Origin of the sequence: Streptomyces sp. NPDC007856 (assembly GCF_042868225.1) — a bacterium.
Classification (GTDB): Bacteria; Actinomycetota; Actinomycetes; order Streptomycetales; family Streptomycetaceae; genus Streptomyces.
Genome location: NZ_JBIAEC010000009.1, coordinates 164171 through 180855, shown reverse-complemented (window position 1 = coordinate 180855; position 16685 = coordinate 164171). Strand labels below are relative to the sequence as shown.

Sequence of the window (16685 nt, the reverse complement as noted above, 5' to 3'; positions counted from 1 at the left end):
TACTCGAGGCGGAGGACCTCACCCGGGTACGAGTCCTGCCGGACGATGTCACCCGGGTACGAGTCCTGCCGGACGACCTCACCCGGGTACGGGCCGTGGCGGACGCTCTCACCTGCGCACGGGTCCAGCCAGGCCTCACCTGCGTACGAGTCCCGCTGGATGCCACCTGCGTACGAGTCCTGCCGGGCGCCACCTGCGTACGAGTCCAGCCAGGAGTCACCCGCGTACGAGTCCAGCCAGGAGTCACCCGCGTACGAGTCCAGCCAGGAGTCACCCGCGTACGAGTCCAGCCAGGAGTCACCCGCGTACGAGTCCTGCCACGGCTCACCGGTGCTCGAGTCCTGCGGGGCGCCGGTCCCGGTGCGGGAGTGGCGGGTGTGGGTGACGTCCGTGGCAGCGCGGCCGGCGGCGGAGCGACGGTGGCGTCCCATGTCCCTGCCCTCTTCCTCGTCCTCGCGGTCGACCGGCGCCTGCGCGGCGAGTGACTCCTCATGGCCAACCAAGCTCACTCGATCGAGTGAGTTTCATATGAGATGCATTGGGCGGGACGGTACCGCATTGCCATCGGTGGCGGATGTGAACCGAGTGACATCGGCCGGTTAGGTTGCACTCATGAGCGAGGATGTGCGACTGATCGCCTGGGTGCGTGGACGCGTGCAAGGCGTGGGTTTTCGCTGGTTCACGCGCGCCAAGGCGCTGGAGATCGGGGGCCTGAGTGGTTTTGCTCTCAATTTGGCCGACGGTCGGGTCCAGGTCGTCGCGGAGGGGTCGCGCGAGGGCTGCGAGGGGCTGCTGAACTGGCTCCAGGGCGACGACACGCCCGGACACGTGGACGGAGTCACCGAGATCTGGGACACACCCCGCGGCGGCTACGACGGCTTCGCCATCCGCTGAACCGGTTCTGTATAGGGGCGCAGGCAGGCGCACAGGGAGCTGCCGGGGGCACATGCGCACAGCAGAAACGGCCTGGTGGTTGCCAAGAACGGCCCGGCATGGCAGGCTCCCCAGCAACAACTGATCGTCACGCCCTGAGGGCTCCGGATGACTTGCAGCGCCGCCGTTTTTCCGGCCGCGCGCCCCGGTTTGCCCGCCAATACAGGGCGTGATCGTGTTGACCGTCAAACTTTTTGGTGAGACGCTGAAAGCCCCGCGCACCTTAGCTGTTTGGCATGGAGCAACAGCAGAGCAACACCCGGATGTGCCAAGCACCGCGGGTGCAATCCCTCACGACCCACACCGCATCGGTCGGTCACTCATTGTGGAGGACCATCCATCATGGCAAAGGCGCTTCTCGGTTACGTCGGCGGCTCCGACCCTCGACTCCTCGCCGAGATGCGACGGCTGCAGCAGCGCGTTCAGGACCTGGAGTCCGAGCTCGTAAGGATCCAGGCGGAGAACGACGCGCTGGCGGCTGCCGCCTCTCAGGACAGGATCATGGAGAGCATCGACGCACACCAGGCGGAGCCTGCGCTCACCTGATCACTGCATCGCTCCACGACAGCAGTCGCAGCGATCGGGCTGCCGTATCAACCGCTCAGTTGATCGGACGACCGCAACCCGGCCGTCAGAGTTGCAAGGGACGCTTCGGCGTCCCTTCCTTCTTGCCCCGCGCATCCTTTCACTGTCTTTAACGTACGGTGTGCCCTGCATGTTCAATGGCGAAACCGTGGGGTTGCGAGTGTTCGTGGAGTGAGATAGCGGCGCCCGGTAGAGTCCAGCGGCGTGCACCTCAAGGCCCTGACCCTCCGCGGGTTCAAGTCGTTCGCCTCGGCGACCACGCTCCGGTTCGAGCCGGGGATCACGTGTGTCGTCGGCCCGAACGGCTCGGGCAAGTCCAATGTCGTGGACGCGCTCAGCTGGGTCATGGGCGAACAGGGCGCCAAGTCGCTGCGCGGCGGCAAGATGGAGGACGTCATCTTCGCCGGCACCACCGGCCGCCCGCCGCTGGGCCGCGCCGAGGTGTCCCTGACCATCGACAACTCCGACGGCGCGCTGCCCATCGAGTACGCCGAGGTCACCATCACGCGGATCATGTTCCGCAACGGCGGCAGCGAGTACCAGATCAACGGCGACACCTGCCGCCTTCTGGACATCCAGGAACTCCTGTCCGACTCGGGCATCGGCCGCGAGATGCACGTCATCGTCGGCCAGGGCCAGCTCGACTCCGTCCTGCACGCCGACCCGATGGGCCGCCGCGCCTTCATCGAGGAGGCGGCCGGCGTCCTCAAGCACCGCAAGCGCAAGGAGAAGGCGCTGCGCAAGCTGGACGCGATGCAGGCCAACCTCGCGCGCGTGCAGGACCTGACCGACGAACTCCGCCGCCAGCTCAAGCCCCTGGGCCGCCAGGCGGCGGTCGCCCGCCGGGCCGCCGTCATCCAGGCGGACCTGCGCGACGCCCGCCTGCGCCTGCTGGCCGACGACCTCGTACGCCTCCGCCAGGCGCTGAAGGCCGAGATCGCGGACGAGGCGGCCCTGAAGGAACGCAAGGAGGCCGCCGAGCAGGACCTGAAGAAGGCCCTGCACCGCGAGGGCCTCCTGGAGGACGAGGTACGGCAGCTCACGCCCCGCCTGCAGCGCGCCCAGCAGACCTGGTACGAGCTGTCCCAGCTGGCCGAGCGCGTCCGCGGCACGATCTCGCTGGCCGACGCACGCGTGAAGAGCGCGACGTCCGCGCCCCCGGACGAGCGGCGCGGCCGCGACCCCGAGGACCTGGAGCGCGAGGCCGCCCGGATCCGTGAGCAGGAGGCCGAGCTGGAGGCGGCCCTGGACGCGGCCCAGCACGCCCTCGACGACACGGTCGCCCACCGCGCCGAACTGGAACGGGAGCTGGCCGTCGAGGAACGCCGGCTGAAGGACGTCGCCCGCGCCATCGCCGACCGCCGCGAGGGGCTGGCCCGCCTGTCCGGCCAGGTCAACGCGGCCCGCTCCCGCGCTGCCTCCGCCCAGGCCGAGATCGACCGCCTGGCCACGGCCCGCGACGAGGCACAGGAACGCGCGGCGCGCGCCCAGGAGGAGTACGAGGCCCTGCAGGCCGAGGTCGACGGCCTCGACGCCGACGACGCGGACCTGGCCGAACAGCACGAGGCGGCCAAACGGCAGCTCACCGAGGCCGAAGCCGCCCTGAGCGCGGCCCGCGAGGCCCTCACCACCACCGAACGCACCCGCGCCGCGACCCAGGCCCGCCACGAAGCGCTGGCCCTGGGCCTGCGCCGCAAGGACGGCACCGGCATACTCCTCGGCGCCCGAGACCGCCTCACCGGAGTCCTGGGCCCCGCGGCGGAACTCCTCACGGTCACCCCCGGCTACGAGATCCCCCTGGCAGCGGCCTTCGGCGCGGCAGCGGACGCGATCGCCGTATCGACCCCTGCGGCCGCGGCCGAGGCGATCCGAATGCTCCGCAAGCAGGACGGCGGCCGGGCGGCACTGCTGCTGACAATGGAGCCGGCCTCAGGAGGCGCGCCCCAAGGGGGCGCGGGGCAGCATCGACATGCGGCTCCGCCGCAGGGCGCGACCAGCCACGACGAACCCGCCGCCGAACCGCCGACCATGGCACCCCCCGGTGGGCGCCTCGCCGCAGACCTTGTCCGCGGCCCCGCCGACCTCATGCCCGCCGTCCACCGCCTCCTGCGAGGAATCGTCGTCGTCGGCACCCTGGAGGACGCCGAGGACCTCATCGGCACCCACCCGGACCTGACCGCTGTCACCGCCGAAGGCGACCTCCTCGGCGCCCACTTCGCCCACGGCGGCTCCGCCGGCGCACCCAGCCTGCTGGAGGTGCAGGCCTCCGTGGACCAGGCCGCGGCCGAGCTGGTCGAGCTGGCGGTGCGCTGCGAGGCGCTGGCCCAGGAGCAGCGAACGGCGGCTGAACGGCGTGCCGAGGCCGCCACCCTCGTGGAAGAGCTCGCTGACCGGCGCCGGGCGGCGGACCGGGAGAAGTCGGCCGTCGCCCAGCAGCTCGGCCGGCTCGCCGGACAGGCGCGGGGTGCCGCAGGCGAGGCCGAGCGGTCGGCCGCGGCCGCCGCACGCGCGCAGGAGGCGCTGGAGAAGGCCGTACAGGAGGCCGAGGAGCTGGCCGAGCGGCTGGCGGTCGCCGAGGAGATGCCGGTCGAGGAGGAGCCGGACACCTCCGTACGCGACCGGCTCGCCGCCGACGGCGCCAACGCCCGGCAGACCGAGATGGAGGCCCGGCTCCAGGTCCGTACCCACGAGGAGCGGGTGAAGGGGCTCGCCGGGCGGGCCGACTCGCTCGACCGTGCCGCACGCGCGGAACGCGAGGCACGCGCGCGTGCCGAGCAACGCCGCGCCCGGCTGCGGCACGAGGCGGCCGTGGCGGAGGCCGTGGCCTCCGGCGCCCGGCAGCTGCTCGCGCACATCGAGGTGTCCCTCGCCCGGGCCGAGCAGGAGCGCACCGCCGCCGAGGCCGCCAAGGCGCGGCGCGAGCAGGAGCTGACCGCCGCGCGCACCGCAGGTCGGGAACTGAAGGCGGAACTCGACAAGTTGACGGACTCGGTGCACCGCGGCGAGGTGCTCGGCGCCGAGAAGCGGCTGCGCATAGAGCAACTGGAGACCAAGGCGCTGGAGGAGCTTGGTGTCGAGCCGGAGGGGCTGGTGACCGAGTACGGCCCGCACCAGCTCGTGCCGCCCTCGCCCCCTGCCGAGGGCGAGGTGCTGCCCGAGGACCCCGAGCACCCGCGCAACCAGCCCAAGCCCTTCCACCGGGCCGAACAGGAGCGCCGGCTCAAGGCCGCCGAGCGGGCCTACCAGCAGCTCGGCAAGGTCAACCCGCTGGCGCTGGAGGAGTTCGCGGCGCTGGAGGAGCGGCACAAGTTCCTCAGCGAGCAGCTGGAGGACCTGAAGAAGACCCGTGCCGACCTGCTGCAGGTGGTGAAGGAGGTCGACGAGCGCGTCGAGCAGGTCTTCACCGAGGCCTACCGGGACACCGCCCGCGAGTTCGAGGGCGTGTTCAGCAGGCTGTTCCCCGGTGGTGACGGCCGCCTGGTGCTGACCGACCCCGACAACATGCTCACCACCGGCGTGGACGTCGAGGCGCGCCCGCCGGGCAAGAAGGTCAAGCGGCTCTCCCTGCTCTCCGGCGGCGAGCGCTCGCTGACCGCGGTGGCGCTGCTGGTGTCGATCTTCAAGGCCCGGCCGAGCCCGTTCTATGTCATGGACGAGGTCGAGGCGGCGCTGGACGACACCAACCTCCAGCGGCTGATCCGGATCATGCAGGAGCTGCAGGAGACCTCGCAGCTGATCGTGATCACGCACCAGAAGCGCACGATGGAGGTCGCCGACGCGCTCTACGGCGTGTCGATGCAGGGCGACGGCGTCTCCAAGGTCATCTCCCAGCGCCTGCGGTAGCGCCGCGGTCAGCGCCGCCATTCAAGATCAACTCACTCAGGGTTCAAGAAGTGAACACTGAGGCCTCGGACACATCGAAAAACTCACAGCAGCTGAACTATTGACTTCGAAACTTGAAGGAATAGTCTCTGCAACGTTGCTTTTACCTTCAGGTCTCACCTGTAAGGGCTCTACCCCCACCGGCAGCGTTGCCGTGGCCCGAGGAGATTTACGTGACCAGCACAACGCAGGCACCTCAGTCAGGAGCCAGGACGGCCCAACCCGAACATCTCGGGCACGTCATCTTCATCGCGGCGGCTGCCGCCATGGGCGGTTTCCTCTTCGGCTACGACAGCTCCGTGATCAACGGCGCGGTCGAGGCCATCCGGACCAAGTACGACATCGGTTCCGCGGCCCTCGCCCAGGTCATCGCGATCGCCCTGATCGGCTGTGCGGTCGGTGCCGCGACCGCCGGCCGCATAGCCGACCGGATCGGCCGTATCCGCGTCATGCAGATCGCCGCGCTTCTCTTCGTCGTCAGCGCCGTCGGCTCCGCGCTGCCCTTCTCCCTCTGGGACTTCGCCGTCTGGCGCGTCGTCGGCGGCTTCGCCATCGGCATGGCCTCCGTCATCGGCCCCGCCTACATCGCCGAGGTCGCCCCGCCCGCCTACCGCGGCCGCCTCGGTTCCTTCCAGCAGGCCGCGATCGTCGTCGGCATCGCCATCTCCCAGCTGGTCAACTGGGGGCTGCTCAACGCCGCCGGCGGCAACCAGCGCGGTCACCTGATGGGCCTGGAGGCCTGGCAGGTCATGCTCGGCGTCATGGTCGTCCCGGCCGTCCTCTACGGCATGCTCTCCTTCGCGATCCCCGAGTCCCCGCGCTTCCTGCTCTCCGTCGGCAAGCGTGAGCGCGCCAAGGAGATCCTCGCCGAGGTCGAGGGCAAGGACGTCGACCTGGACGCCCGCGTCGCCGAGATCGAGCACGCCATGACGAGCGAGCACAAGTCCACCTTCAAGGACCTGCTCGGCGGCGGCTTCTTCTTCAAGCCGATCGTCTGGGTCGGTATCGGCCTGTCGGTCTTCCAGCAGTTCGTCGGCATCAACGTCGCGTTCTACTACTCCTCGACGCTGTGGCAGTCGGTCGGTGTCGACCCGACGGACTCGTTCTTCTACTCCTTCACGACCTCGATCATCAACATCATCGGCACCGTGATCGCGATGATCTTCGTGGACCGCGTCGGCCGCAAGCCGCTCGCCCTCATCGGCTCGATCGGCATGGCCGTCGGTCTGGCGCTGGAGGCCTGGGCGTTCTCGTACCACCTCGTCGACGGCAAGCTCCCCAGCACCCAGGGGTGGGTCGCCCTGATCGCCGCCCACGTGTTCGTCCTCTTCTTCGCCCTGTCGTGGGGTGTGGTGGTCTGGGTCATGCTCGGCGAGATGTTCCCGAACAAGATCCGCGCCGCCGCCCTGGGCGTGGCCGCCGCGGCGCAGTGGATCGCCAACTGGGCCATTACCGCGAGCTTCCCGTCGCTGGCCGACTGGAACCTCTCCGGCACCTACGTCATCTACACGGTCTTCGCCGCGCTCTCGATCCCGTTCGTCCTGAAGTTCGTCAAGGAGACGAAGGGCAAGGCACTGGAGGAGATGGGCTGACCAGCCCCGTGAACTCGGGGAGAAGGGCCAAGTCCCCGCTGCCCCTCTCCTCGTACCTTCCGCCGCCCCCGGCCCGGCCACTGCCCGGTCCGGGGGCGGCGGTGTCGTACGCGCCGGTCACCAGATGAGAACGCGGGCGCCCAGTCGCCGGGCCCGTCGCGTCGTCGCCTCGATGTTGTCCAGGCGGCTCTCGATGCCGTACGGATGCTCCCCGAGCGCCGCGCAGATCATGTCCAGGTGGGTGCGCAACAGGGCGATCTCCTCCAGGAACCGGGGAAGCTCCTCGGTCGGGACCTCCATCCAGTCGCCGTCGAGCCGGGGAAGGTAACGGGCGCCCAGCGAGCGCACCACCTCCGAGCCCCACACCTTCCACCGCCAGGACTCGAACCCGGCCGAGTCATTGCACCCCTCGGGCACGTCGAGCACGTCGAACTCGCCGTTCGGCCCGCGGACGACCACATCCACACTCAGACTCACGGTCCCAGTGGAGCACCGCCGGACCCACCCGGACCACCGGATATCGCCGCAGGTCAGTTGCCCAGTGCCGGAATCACCCGCTCCGCGAACAGCCGCAGGCTCCGCCACCCCTCCTCCAGCGGCATCCCGCCCACCAGGGGATGCAGTACGAGGCTGTCGGCGCCCAGTGCCACGCACTCCTCCGGCGTGAGGATCCGGTACACGCGCTCCGCGCGCAGTTCCTCCACCGTCGTGGCCGCCGATCGCACCGCCGAGCGGATCCCGCCCGACTGCCAGGAGGCGTAGGTCCGCGCCTCGTGCAGGAAGTGCTCGCCGTACTCCGCCCACGCCCGGTCCGGGTCCTCGGCGATGTGCAGCAGGGGAGTCTCGGCCGCGGGCATCATGACCCAGCCCTCGGTGCCGTACTCGGTGAGCCTCTCCTTGTAGTAGGACTCCAGCTCCGGCAGGTGTGCGCTCGGGAAGAACGGCAGGCCGAGCCGGGCGGCCCGGCGGGCGGCGGCCTTGGAGGAGCCGCCGACCAGCAGGAGCGGGTGCGGGTCGGTGTACGGGCGCGGGGTGAGCCGTACCGTACGGCCCCGGTACGCGAAGTCCTCGCCGGACCACGCCCTCAGCAGGGTCTGCAGCAACTCGTCCTGGAGCCGCCCCCGGAGTTTCCAGTCGACGTCGAACAGGGCGTACTCCTCGGGCCGGTAGCCGATCCCGGCCACCGTCACCAGCCGTCCGCCGCTCAGCAGGTCCAGTACGGCGATCTCCTCGGCGAGCCGCAGCGGCTCGTGCAGCGGGCCGATCACCGCCGACACGGTCACCGCGATCCGGCGGGTCGCCCCGAACACCGCGCCCGCGAAGGCGAACGGCGACGGCAGCCAGTTGTTGTCGGCACCGTGGTGCTCCTCGGTCTGCACGGTGCCGATCCCGTGCTCGTCCGCGTACGCGGCCATCTCCAGGGCGGCCCGGTAGCGGGCGGAGAGGGCGGCGGGGCCGGCGCCGGGAGCGACGAGGTTGAAACGGACGACCGTGACGGGCATGGGAAGTCCCCCTCCGGTGCGATGCGGTGGAGGGGGACGTTAGCTGACGGGGCGTCAGATCGCCATGGGGGAGAGGAGTTAGGGTCGCGGGATGAGCGAAGCCGTACCCACGGATCCGCGGGCCGAGGCGGGGCGTGGCCGGGTCGCGCTGTGGCTGGACCCGGACGACCTGCGGTGGCCGGCCGGCCACCGCCGCTGCCCCGCCGACGCCGACCAGGAGACCCGGGACCGCTGCTCCCGGCTCCGCTTCCGGGCGAGTGCCGCCCTGCACAAGAGCGGCCTGCCCGGCTGAGGCCCGTCACACGGAGGCGGTCGCGCGCTCCTCGGCCGGCTCGGCGACCTCGGCCGGCTCGGCGGCCCCCGCCGGCTTCGGCAGCGCCAGGTACAGCAGGCCCGAGATCACGATCGTGGCGACCCAGCCGAGGCCGTACTCGCCGATGACGTTGTTCTTCGCGAGCGGGCCGGTGAACCAGTCCGAGGTCGTGAACATCAGTCCCGACACCAGGCCGATCGCCCAGGCGGCCACCGCCGCGGGGGAGAAGCCGCCCTTGTACCAATAGGCGCTGGTGCGGGTGGTGTCCGTCATGGCGCGGCCGTCGTACTCGGTACGGCGCAGCATGTCCGCGCCGAAGACACCGACCCAGGCGGAGAAGGCGACCGCCAGCAGCGACAGGAAGGCGATGAACGAGCCCATGAAGCTCGTCGCCACCAGCATCAGCACACCACCGAAGACCAGCGAGATCACGGCGTTCACCGAGACCGCCCAGTGCCGCGGCACCTTGATGCCGAGGGTCTGCGCGGTGAAGCCCGCCGAGTACATCGACATCGAGTTGATCAGCAGCATGCCGATCAGCGCGATGAACAGGTACGGCACCGCGATCCATGTCGGCAGGATCTCACCGAGGAAGGAAACCGGGTCGGTGGCCGAGGCCAGGTCCGGCGTGGACACCGCCATCACCGCGCCCATCAGGACCATGGGCAGCACGACGATGCCGGCGCCGCCCACCGCCGTACCGACGATCGCCTTCGACGACGCCGTACGCGGCAGGTAGCGGGTGAAGTCCGGAGCCGTCGGGATCCAGCTGACACCGCCCGCCGCGATCATGCCGACACCGGTGATCACCGCGGCCGTGGAGCCGCCGCCGTGGTGCAGCACCTTCGACCAGTCGGTGTTCGCCACGAGATAGACCAGGACCAGCACCGAGAAGACGCCGAAGAGATAGGTGGCGTACTTGTTGCACTTCTGCACGGCGTTGATACCGAGGCCCGAGATCGCGAAGGTCGCCACGACGAACACCAGCAGCATCACCATGTCCAGCACGCTGTTCGCCTTGATGCCGAACAGGATGTCCAGGATGGTGAGCATCGCGTAGGCGCCGGTGACCGCGTTGATCGTCTCCCAGCCCCAGCGCGCGACCCAGATCAGCGAACCGGGCAGCAGATTGCCGCGCTGGCCGAAGACCGCGCGCGAGAGCGCCATGCCGGGCGCGCCGCCGCGCTTGCCGGCGATACCGATCAGACCGACCAGGCCGTACGACACGACCGGCGCCGCCACGGCGACGACGAGCGCCTGCCAGATGTTCAGGTGGTACGCCACGACCAGGCTCGCGCCCATCGTCAGCAGGAGCACGCTGATGTTGGCGCCGACCCAGGTGGGGAACAGTTCACGGGTCTTCGCGGTGCGCTCGTGATCGGGGACCTGCTCGATACCTCGGGTCTCGAGAGCGCCTTCGGTCTCGACGGTTTTGCTCATGAAAAAGGGGCACCAGACGTGGGGGGACAGGGACGGTCGGGACTCTACGCGCGTCGACAGAGTCGCCACCATCGTACTTTGCTCCGAGTCCTGGTAATAAGTGGCGTTTGTCTCTCGGAGGAAGCCACAAACCGGCTCCTGCGGCGAGGGCACGTCACGGCCCACCGTATGAACCGTGACACGCCCTGGGTGACGCTGCTTCGGGTACCCGACGGTCCTGATACTGGACCCGTTGTGACTCCGCCCATGTGGGCTTCCGGCCGACGCGAGGTCGGACCGCGGGCCAGCCCGGCCCGGCGGGCCAGTGGCCCCTGCGCGTACAACGAACAGGCCGATCGGGGGTCACGCATACTGGCCTTGTTATGGAAACCGTCATCCTTGCTGTAGTCATCGCCGTGGTCGTGCTCGCGGCACTCGGCGGGCTGGTGGTGGGCACCCGGCGCAAGAAGCCGCTGCCTCCGCCGCCTCCGAAGACGCCCGACATCACCGCGCCCCCGGCCGAGCCGCACATCGGCGAAGAGGCCGAGACGCCGCGCGAAGAACCGCGCCGGACCATCGAGGAGGTGGATCTCCCCGGCGGCCCCGCACCGGTCGTCGTGGAGGAGCCTCCCGCTGTCGCGGCTCCCGAGATCGAGATCCCGGAGCCCACCGCGGGCCGGCTGGTACGGCTGCGCGCCCGCCTGTCCCGTTCCCAGACCGCCCTCGGCAAGGGCCTGCTCACGCTGCTCTCGCGCGAGCACCTGGACGACGAGACCTGGGAGGAGATCGAGGACACGCTGCTCACCGCCGACGTCGGCGTGCAGCCCACCCAGGAGCTGGTCGAGAGCCTGCGCGAGCGCGTGAAGGTCCTCGGCACCCGCACCCCCGAGGAGCTGCGCGGCCTGCTGCGCGAGGAGCTGCTCAAGGTCGTCGGCACGGAGTTCGACCGCACGGTCAAGACCGAGCCCGCGGACCGCAAGCCCGGCATCGTGATGGTCGTCGGCGTCAACGGCACCGGCAAGACCACCACCACCGGCAAGCTCGCGCGCGTGCTCGTCGCGGACGGCCGTACGGTCGTGCTCGGCGCCGCCGACACCTTCCGTGCCGCCGCCGCCGACCAGCTCCAGACCTGGGGCGAGCGCGTCGGGGCCTACACCGTGCGCGGCCCGGAGGCCGGCGACCCCGCCTCCGTCGCCTTCGACGCGGTCAAGGAAGGCAAGGAGATGGGGGTCGACGTCGTCCTCATCGACACCGCCGGCCGCCTGCACACCAAGACCGGCCTCATGGACGAGCTCGGGAAGGTCAAGCGGGTCGTGGAGAAGCACGCGCCGCTGGACGAGGTGCTGCTCGTCCTGGACGCCACCACCGGCCAGAACGGCCTGGTGCAGGCCCGCGTCTTCGCGGAGGTCGTGGACATCACCGGCATCGTGCTGACCAAGCTGGACGGCACGGCCAAGGGCGGCATCGTCGTCGCGGTCCAGCGCGAGCTGGGCGTGCCGGTCAAGCTGGTCGGCCTCGGCGAGGGCGCGGACGATCTCGCGCCGTTCGAGCCGGAGGCGTTCGTGGACGCGCTGATCGGGGACTGACTGGTCACCGAACCCGGTAGCTGACAGGAAGCGCCCGCCCCAAGGTGCAGTTGGGTCGGGCGCTGCTGCTTTTGCGCCTAAGCCGGCGCCGCTTTCGCGGACGTGGTTGCTCGCCGTCGTGGTGTCTCAATTGATGGTTGCTGTGGTCGGGGCAGGGAGAACTGCGCTCGCGCCCGCGACCGCACCGGACCGAGGCCGAGCTGGAGGCGTTCGTGGACGATGCGACTGGTCTACGCCCGCGACCGGTGTGCCACGTACGCCAGCGTGCCCAGCAGCAGGCGGGCCGCCGGAGGGCGGGTCGCCGAGTCCAGTGCGGGTGGGCGCAGCCAGCGGACCGGGCCCAGGCCGCCCCGGTCGGAGGGCGGCGCGGTGATGTGCGTGCCGGGGCCGAGGCCGCGCAGGTCCAGGGCCGAGGGGTCGTCCCAACCCATGCGGTACAGCAGCCGGGGGAGCTCCGCGGCGGCGCCGGGCGCGACGAAGAAGTGGGCGCGGCCGTCCGGGGTCGCGGTCACCGGACCGAGGGGGAGTCCCATCCGCTCCAGGCGGGCCAGGGCGCGGCGCCCGGCGGCCTCGGAGACCTCGACGACGTCGAACGCCCGGCCCACCGGAAGCATCGCCGCGGCACCCGGGAACTCCGACCACGCCTTGCTCACCTCGTCCAGCGTGGCCCCGGCCGGCACCTGGGGCGCGAAGTCCAGCGGATGCGCCCCCGGCGCCGGGCAGTCGGCGTGTCCGCACGAGCAGACGCCCGCCGCGGCCCGCGCTCCCGGCACCACGTCCCAGCCCCACAACCCGGTGAACTCGGCGACAGCGGTGCACTCCGACGCACGGCCGCGCCGGCGCGTGCCGGAGCGGATCTCGCGAATGCCGCCGATCGTGAAGCCCATGCCCCCTCCAACGGGTCCAGCGCGCCGGTGGTTACGACACGGAACGAGACGGAAGCGGAACGTAACGCTACGGCTCCGCCTTCCCCGGTCGACGCGCGGACAAGGCGGCGCCTTGAGGTGCAACGGGTGGCGCATCGGGGTATTCGCGCCCCCGCGTGCTTCACTCCGCCCACTTCCGGCCGTCCTATGTCAAGTGAATCGCGTACGGCCGACCGTGAGTTCATTCGAAGGGGTGGCGAATGGTGGCGTTTCCGGGATCCCGGTGGTTGGGCGGGTGATCGTAGGATTACTGTGAGTGCGCGAGTCCGGTCGGCATATGCATGGATGGGTATGCCGGAGGCGAGTCGCCAGCTCGTTCGAAGGGTGAGAACCGGCGGACAAGAGGCCGTATTTACCGGCATTCTGATAAGGCTTGGCGCACTCGACGACAAGTGGTCTCAGGGATGGGGGCGTTCCAGTGAGCGGCAACGGCGGTAGTGGAGCGAACGCTGACAGGCGCCCCAATGAGCTGCTCGGCTCGTGGTTCGTGCGCAGCGGCTGGTCCAAGGGCGAGCTGGCCCGCCAGGTGAACCGCCGGGCGCGCCAGCTGGGCGCCAACCACATCTCCACCGACACCTCGCGGGTGCGCCGCTGGCTGGACGGGGAGAACCCGCGCGAGCCGATCCCGCGCATCCTCTCGGAGCTGTTCTCCGAACGCTTCGGCTGTGTGGTCTCCATCGAGGACCTCGGCCTGCGCGCCGCCCGCCAGTCGCCCTCCGCGTCCGGAGTCGACCTGCCCTGGACGGCCGCGCAGACGGTCGCCCTGCTCAGCGAGTTCTCGCGCAGCGACCTGATGCTGGCCCGGCGCGGCTTCCTCGGCACCTCGCTGGCGCTGTCCGCCGGCCCCTCCCTCATCGAGCCCATGCAGCGCTGGCTCGTCCCGAGCCCCGGGTCCCCGGTCGCCGTCGAGCCGGAGCCCGTCCTCGACACCCGCAGGCCCGGCCGGCTGTCCAAGCCCGAACTGGATCTGCTGGAGTCCACCACGCGCATGTTCCGGCAGTGGGACGCCCAGTGCGGCGGCGGCCTGCGCCGCAAGGCGGTCGTCGGCCAGTTGCACGAGGTCACCGACCTGCTCCAGGAACCCCAGCCCGAGGCCACCACCCGCAAGCTCTTCAAGGTCGCCGCCGAGCTCGCCGAACTGGCCGGCTGGATGTCGTACGACGTGGGACTCCAGCCGACCGCGCAGAAGTACTTCGTCCTCGCCCTGCACGCGGCCAAGGAGGCCGGCGACAAGCCCCTCGGCTCGTACATCCTCTCCAGCATGAGCCGCCAGATGATCCATCTCGGCCGGCCCGACGACGCCCTGGAGCTGATCCACCTCGCCCAGTACGGCAGCCGGGACTGCGCGAGCCCGCGCACCCAGTCCATGCTGTATGCGATGGAGGCCCGCGCGTACGCCAACATGGGCCAGCCCGGCAAGACCAAGCGCGCGGTCCGCATGGCCGAGGACACCTTCGCCGAGGCCGACGAGTGGGACGAGCCGGACCCCGACTGGATCCGCTTCTTCTCCGAGGCCGAGCTGTACGGAGAGAACTCCCACTCCTTCCGCGACCTCGCCTACGTCGCCGGACGCAGCCCCACCTACGCCTCCCTCGCCGAGCCGCTGATGCGGAAGGCGGTGGAGAAGTTCGCGGAGGACGGCGAGCACCAGCGGTCGTACGCGCTGAACCTGATCGGCATGGCCACCGTGCACCTGCTCCAGCGTGAGCCCGAGCGGAGCACTGACTATGCCGCCCAGGCCATGGAGATCGCCAAGAAGGTCCGCTCCGAGCGTGTGAACACTCGTATTCGAAAGACGGTCGACACGGCCGTACGGGACTACGGCGATCTCGCCGTCGTCGTCGACCTCACCGATCAGCTCGCCGCCGACCTGCCGGAAACCGCCGAAGCGGTCTGACACACCCGGCTCCCCCGCCCCGGCCGCGGCCGGTCCTCCCGAACTGCCCGACTCGGCTCCCCCACGCCAGGTCATCGGAGAGGCCCCGCCGCGGCCGGCCTGTGTCACGGCAGGCCCGCCGGCGTTGGTTGCGTCACGATAACGATCGGCAAGCCGCGAATCCGGCGGTTCATCCAGGCGTAACAAGCAGGGCGCCTTCGTCACCCCGGCGAAACAACGAGGGGCTTCCACCGAAACCGCGCTGCGCCAATCTCATGGCGCATAACCGGCCCACACCCCACGACCCGCCGGACCGCTCAGGCACCGCCCGCACGGGGCCGTACCAACCGACGAGGAGACGCCGATGGCTCCAGCCATCATGCTTGCGGCGGACGCACCCAAGCTGTCGTCCGCCAACACAGGCTTCATGCTGATCGCTTCCGCCCTGGTGCTGATCATGACGCCGGGTCTTGCCTTCTTCTACGGGGGCATGGTCCGCGTCAAGAGCACCCTGAACATGCTGATGATGAGCTTCATCAGCATGGGCATCGTCACCATTCTGTGGGTGCTCTACGGCTTCTCCCTCGCCTTCGGCACGAACAACGGCCTCATCGGCTGGGACTCCGACTGGTTCGGCCTGCGCAAGATCGGTCTGACGGAACTCTGGCCCGGCTACACCATCCCGATCTTCGTGTTCATGGTCTTCCAGATGATGTTCGCGATCATCACCCCGGCCCTGATAAGCGGCGCCCTCGCGGACCGCGTCAAGTTCTCGGCCTGGTCGCTCTTCATCGCCCTGTGGCTCACGCTCGTCTACGTTCCGGTCGCCCACTGGGTCTGGGGCGCCGACGGCTGGGCCTACAAGCTCGGCGTGATCGACTTCGCGGGTGGTACGGCGGTCCACATCAACGCGGGTGCGGCGGCGCTCGGTGTCATCCTCGTCATCGGCAAGCGCGTCGGCTTCAAGAAGGACCCGATGCGCCCGCACAGCCTCCCGCTGGTCATGCTCGGTGCCGGGCTCCTGTGGTTCGGCTGGTTCGGCTTCAACGCGGGCTCCTGGCTCGGCAACGACGACGGCGTCGGCGCGCTGATGTTCGTCAACACGCAGGTCGCCACCGCCGCCGCCATGCTGGCCTGGCTCGCCTACGAGAAGATCCGGCACGGCGCGTTCACCACGCTGGGTGCCGCCTCCGGCGCGGTCGCCGGCCTGGTCGCGATCACCCCGTCCGGCGGCGCGGTCTCCCCGCTCGGCGCGATCGCCGTCGGCGCCATCGCCGGTGTCGCCTGCGCCGCGGCCGTGGGCCTGAAGTTCAGGTTCGGCTACGACGACTCCCTCGACGTCGTCGGCGTCCACATGGTCGGCGGCATCATCGGCTCCCTGCTGATCGGCTTCTTCGCCACCGGCAAGGGCCAGTCCACCGCGACCGGTGTCTTCTACGGCGACCACTCCTTCACCCAGCTGTGGAAGCAGTGCGCCGGTGTCGGCGCGGTCCTCGCGTACTCGCTGATCGTCTCCGCGGTCCTCGCCTTCCTGCTCGACAAGACGATCGGCATGCGGGTCACCGAGGACGAGGAGATCTCGGGCATCGACCAGGCCGAGCACGCCGAGACCGCCTACGACTTCAGCGGCGCCGGCGGCGGTGTCATCGGCTCCGTCGCCCACGCCCCGGCCCTGGCCGCCACGCAGACCAAGAAGGTGGACGCATGAAGCTCATCACCGCCGTCGTCAAGCCCCACCGGCTGGATGAGATCAAGGAGGCCCTGCAGGCCTTCGGCGTGCACGGCCTGACGGTCACCGAGGCCAGCGGTTACGGTCGTCAGCGGGGCCACACCGAGGTCTACCGCGGTGCCGAGTACACCGTCGACCTGGTCCCGAAGATCCGCATAGAGGTCCTGGCCGAGGACGACGACGCCGAGCAGCTGATCGAGGTCATCGTCAAGGCGGCCCGCACCGGCAAGATCGGTGACGGCAAGGTCTGGTCCCTGCCGGTCGAGACGGCCGTACGGGTCCGCACCGGCGAGCGCGGTCCGGACGCGCTCTGACCTCAACTTTCGAGAACGGGAGTCGCTG

Annotated in this window: 13 protein-coding genes; 9 read left to right on the top strand and 4 right to left on the bottom strand. The window is 70.1% G+C overall.

The window, feature by feature from the left end:
- The first annotated feature begins 612 nt into the window (after positions 1-612).
- The 4 genes from ACFYOH_RS22420 (at position 613) to ACFYOH_RS22405 (ending at position 6992) form a co-directional block, all read left to right on the top strand.
- Positions 613-894 (top strand): acylphosphatase, encoded by a 282-nt coding sequence (locus tag ACFYOH_RS22420; protein WP_388628077.1) that lies wholly within the window; start codon positions 613-615, stop codon positions 892-894.
- A 381-nt stretch (positions 895-1275) separates the two neighbouring features.
- Positions 1276-1479: a hypothetical protein gene (locus ACFYOH_RS22415; RefSeq protein WP_018544743.1), complete on the top strand. Its 204-nt coding sequence runs from the start codon at positions 1276-1278 to the stop codon at positions 1477-1479.
- A 243-nt stretch (positions 1480-1722) separates the two neighbouring features.
- A complete protein-coding gene (gene smc / locus ACFYOH_RS22410) occupies positions 1723-5361 on the top strand; it encodes a chromosome segregation protein SMC (protein WP_388628075.1) in 3639 nt (1212 codons plus the stop codon).
- Between the two features lie 212 nt (positions 5362-5573).
- Complete coding sequence (locus ACFYOH_RS22405) at positions 5574-6992, top strand: sugar porter family MFS transporter (protein ID WP_388628073.1); 1419 nt, start codon at positions 5574-5576, stop codon at positions 6990-6992.
- A gap of 117 nt (positions 6993-7109) precedes the next feature.
- On the opposite strand, the gene ACFYOH_RS22400 is transcribed toward ACFYOH_RS22405, so the two are convergent.
- The gene (locus tag ACFYOH_RS22400) at positions 7110-7469 is read right to left on the bottom strand and encodes a hypothetical protein (RefSeq protein WP_388628071.1); all 360 of its coding nucleotides are present in this window, start codon (positions 7467-7469) and stop codon (positions 7110-7112) included.
- Between the two features lie 53 nt (positions 7470-7522).
- Positions 7523-8494 carry an LLM class flavin-dependent oxidoreductase gene (locus ACFYOH_RS22395; protein ID WP_388628068.1) on the bottom strand — a complete coding sequence of 324 codons (972 nt, stop codon included), beginning with the start codon at positions 8492-8494 and terminating at the stop codon, positions 7523-7525.
- A 91-nt stretch (positions 8495-8585) separates the two neighbouring features.
- On the opposite strand from ACFYOH_RS22395, the gene ACFYOH_RS22390 reads away from it, so the two are divergent.
- Positions 8586-8786 (top strand): hypothetical protein, encoded by a 201-nt coding sequence (locus ACFYOH_RS22390; protein WP_388628065.1) that lies wholly within the window; start codon positions 8586-8588, stop codon positions 8784-8786.
- 6 nt (positions 8787-8792) lie between these two features.
- Here ACFYOH_RS22390 and ACFYOH_RS22385 read toward each other — a convergent pair whose 3' ends face one another.
- A complete protein-coding gene (locus ACFYOH_RS22385) occupies positions 8793-10247 on the bottom strand; it encodes a cytosine permease (RefSeq protein ID WP_388628062.1) in 1455 nt (484 codons plus the stop codon).
- A 362-nt stretch (positions 10248-10609) separates the two neighbouring features.
- Here ACFYOH_RS22385 and ftsY point away from each other — a divergent pair, with 362 nt between their 5' ends.
- Positions 10610-11812 (top strand): signal recognition particle-docking protein FtsY, encoded by a 1203-nt coding sequence (gene ftsY / locus ACFYOH_RS22380; RefSeq protein WP_388628060.1) that lies wholly within the window; start codon positions 10610-10612, stop codon positions 11810-11812.
- A gap of 230 nt (positions 11813-12042) precedes the next feature.
- Here ftsY and ACFYOH_RS22375 read toward each other — a convergent pair whose 3' ends face one another.
- Positions 12043-12699, bottom strand: coding sequence for a bifunctional DNA primase/polymerase (locus ACFYOH_RS22375; RefSeq protein WP_388628057.1), 657 nt, complete (start codon positions 12697-12699; stop codon positions 12043-12045).
- 457 nt (positions 12700-13156) lie between these two features.
- Between ACFYOH_RS22375 and ACFYOH_RS22370 the strand changes: the two genes are divergently transcribed.
- The 3 genes from ACFYOH_RS22370 (at position 13157) to ACFYOH_RS22360 (ending at position 16657) form a co-directional block, all read left to right on the top strand.
- Complete coding sequence (locus ACFYOH_RS22370; protein ID WP_388628055.1) at positions 13157-14635, top strand: hypothetical protein; 1479 nt, start codon at positions 13157-13159, stop codon at positions 14633-14635.
- A gap of 343 nt (positions 14636-14978) precedes the next feature.
- On the top strand, positions 14979-16322 hold the full coding sequence (locus tag ACFYOH_RS22365) for an ammonium transporter (protein WP_388628052.1): 1344 nt from the start codon (positions 14979-14981) through the stop codon (positions 16320-16322).
- Positions 16319-16657, top strand: a complete 339-nt coding sequence (locus ACFYOH_RS22360) for a P-II family nitrogen regulator (protein ID WP_030990174.1) — start codon at positions 16319-16321, stop codon at positions 16655-16657. The genes ACFYOH_RS22365 and ACFYOH_RS22360 overlap by 4 nt, the downstream gene beginning before the upstream one ends.
- Positions 16658-16685: the final 28 nt, after the last annotated feature.

Bases quoted from the DNA above. Each gene is read 5' to 3' on its own strand.
- ACFYOH_RS22420 (WP_388628077.1), top strand. From the start codon at position 613: ATGAGCGAGGATGTGCGACTGATCGCCTGGGTGCGTGGACGCGTGCAA.
- ACFYOH_RS22415 (WP_018544743.1), top strand. From the start codon at position 1,276: ATGGCAAAGGCGCTTCTCGGTTACGTCGGCGGCTCCGACCCTCGACTC.
- ACFYOH_RS22395 (WP_388628068.1), bottom strand. From the start codon at position 8,494: ATGCCCGTCACGGTCGTCCGTTTCAACCTCGTCGCTCCCGGCGCCGGC.
- ACFYOH_RS22390 (WP_388628065.1), top strand. From the start codon at position 8,586: ATGAGCGAAGCCGTACCCACGGATCCGCGGGCCGAGGCGGGGCGTGGC.
- ACFYOH_RS22385 (WP_388628062.1), bottom strand. From the start codon at position 10,247: ATGAGCAAAACCGTCGAGACCGAAGGCGCTCTCGAGACCCGAGGTATC.
- ftsY (WP_388628060.1), top strand. From the start codon at position 10,610: ATGGAAACCGTCATCCTTGCTGTAGTCATCGCCGTGGTCGTGCTCGCG.
- ACFYOH_RS22375 (WP_388628057.1), bottom strand. From the start codon at position 12,699: ATGGGCTTCACGATCGGCGGCATTCGCGAGATCCGCTCCGGCACGCGC.
- ACFYOH_RS22365 (WP_388628052.1), top strand. From the start codon at position 14,979: ATGGCTCCAGCCATCATGCTTGCGGCGGACGCACCCAAGCTGTCGTCC.
- ACFYOH_RS22360 (WP_030990174.1), top strand. From the start codon at position 16,319: ATGAAGCTCATCACCGCCGTCGTCAAGCCCCACCGGCTGGATGAGATC.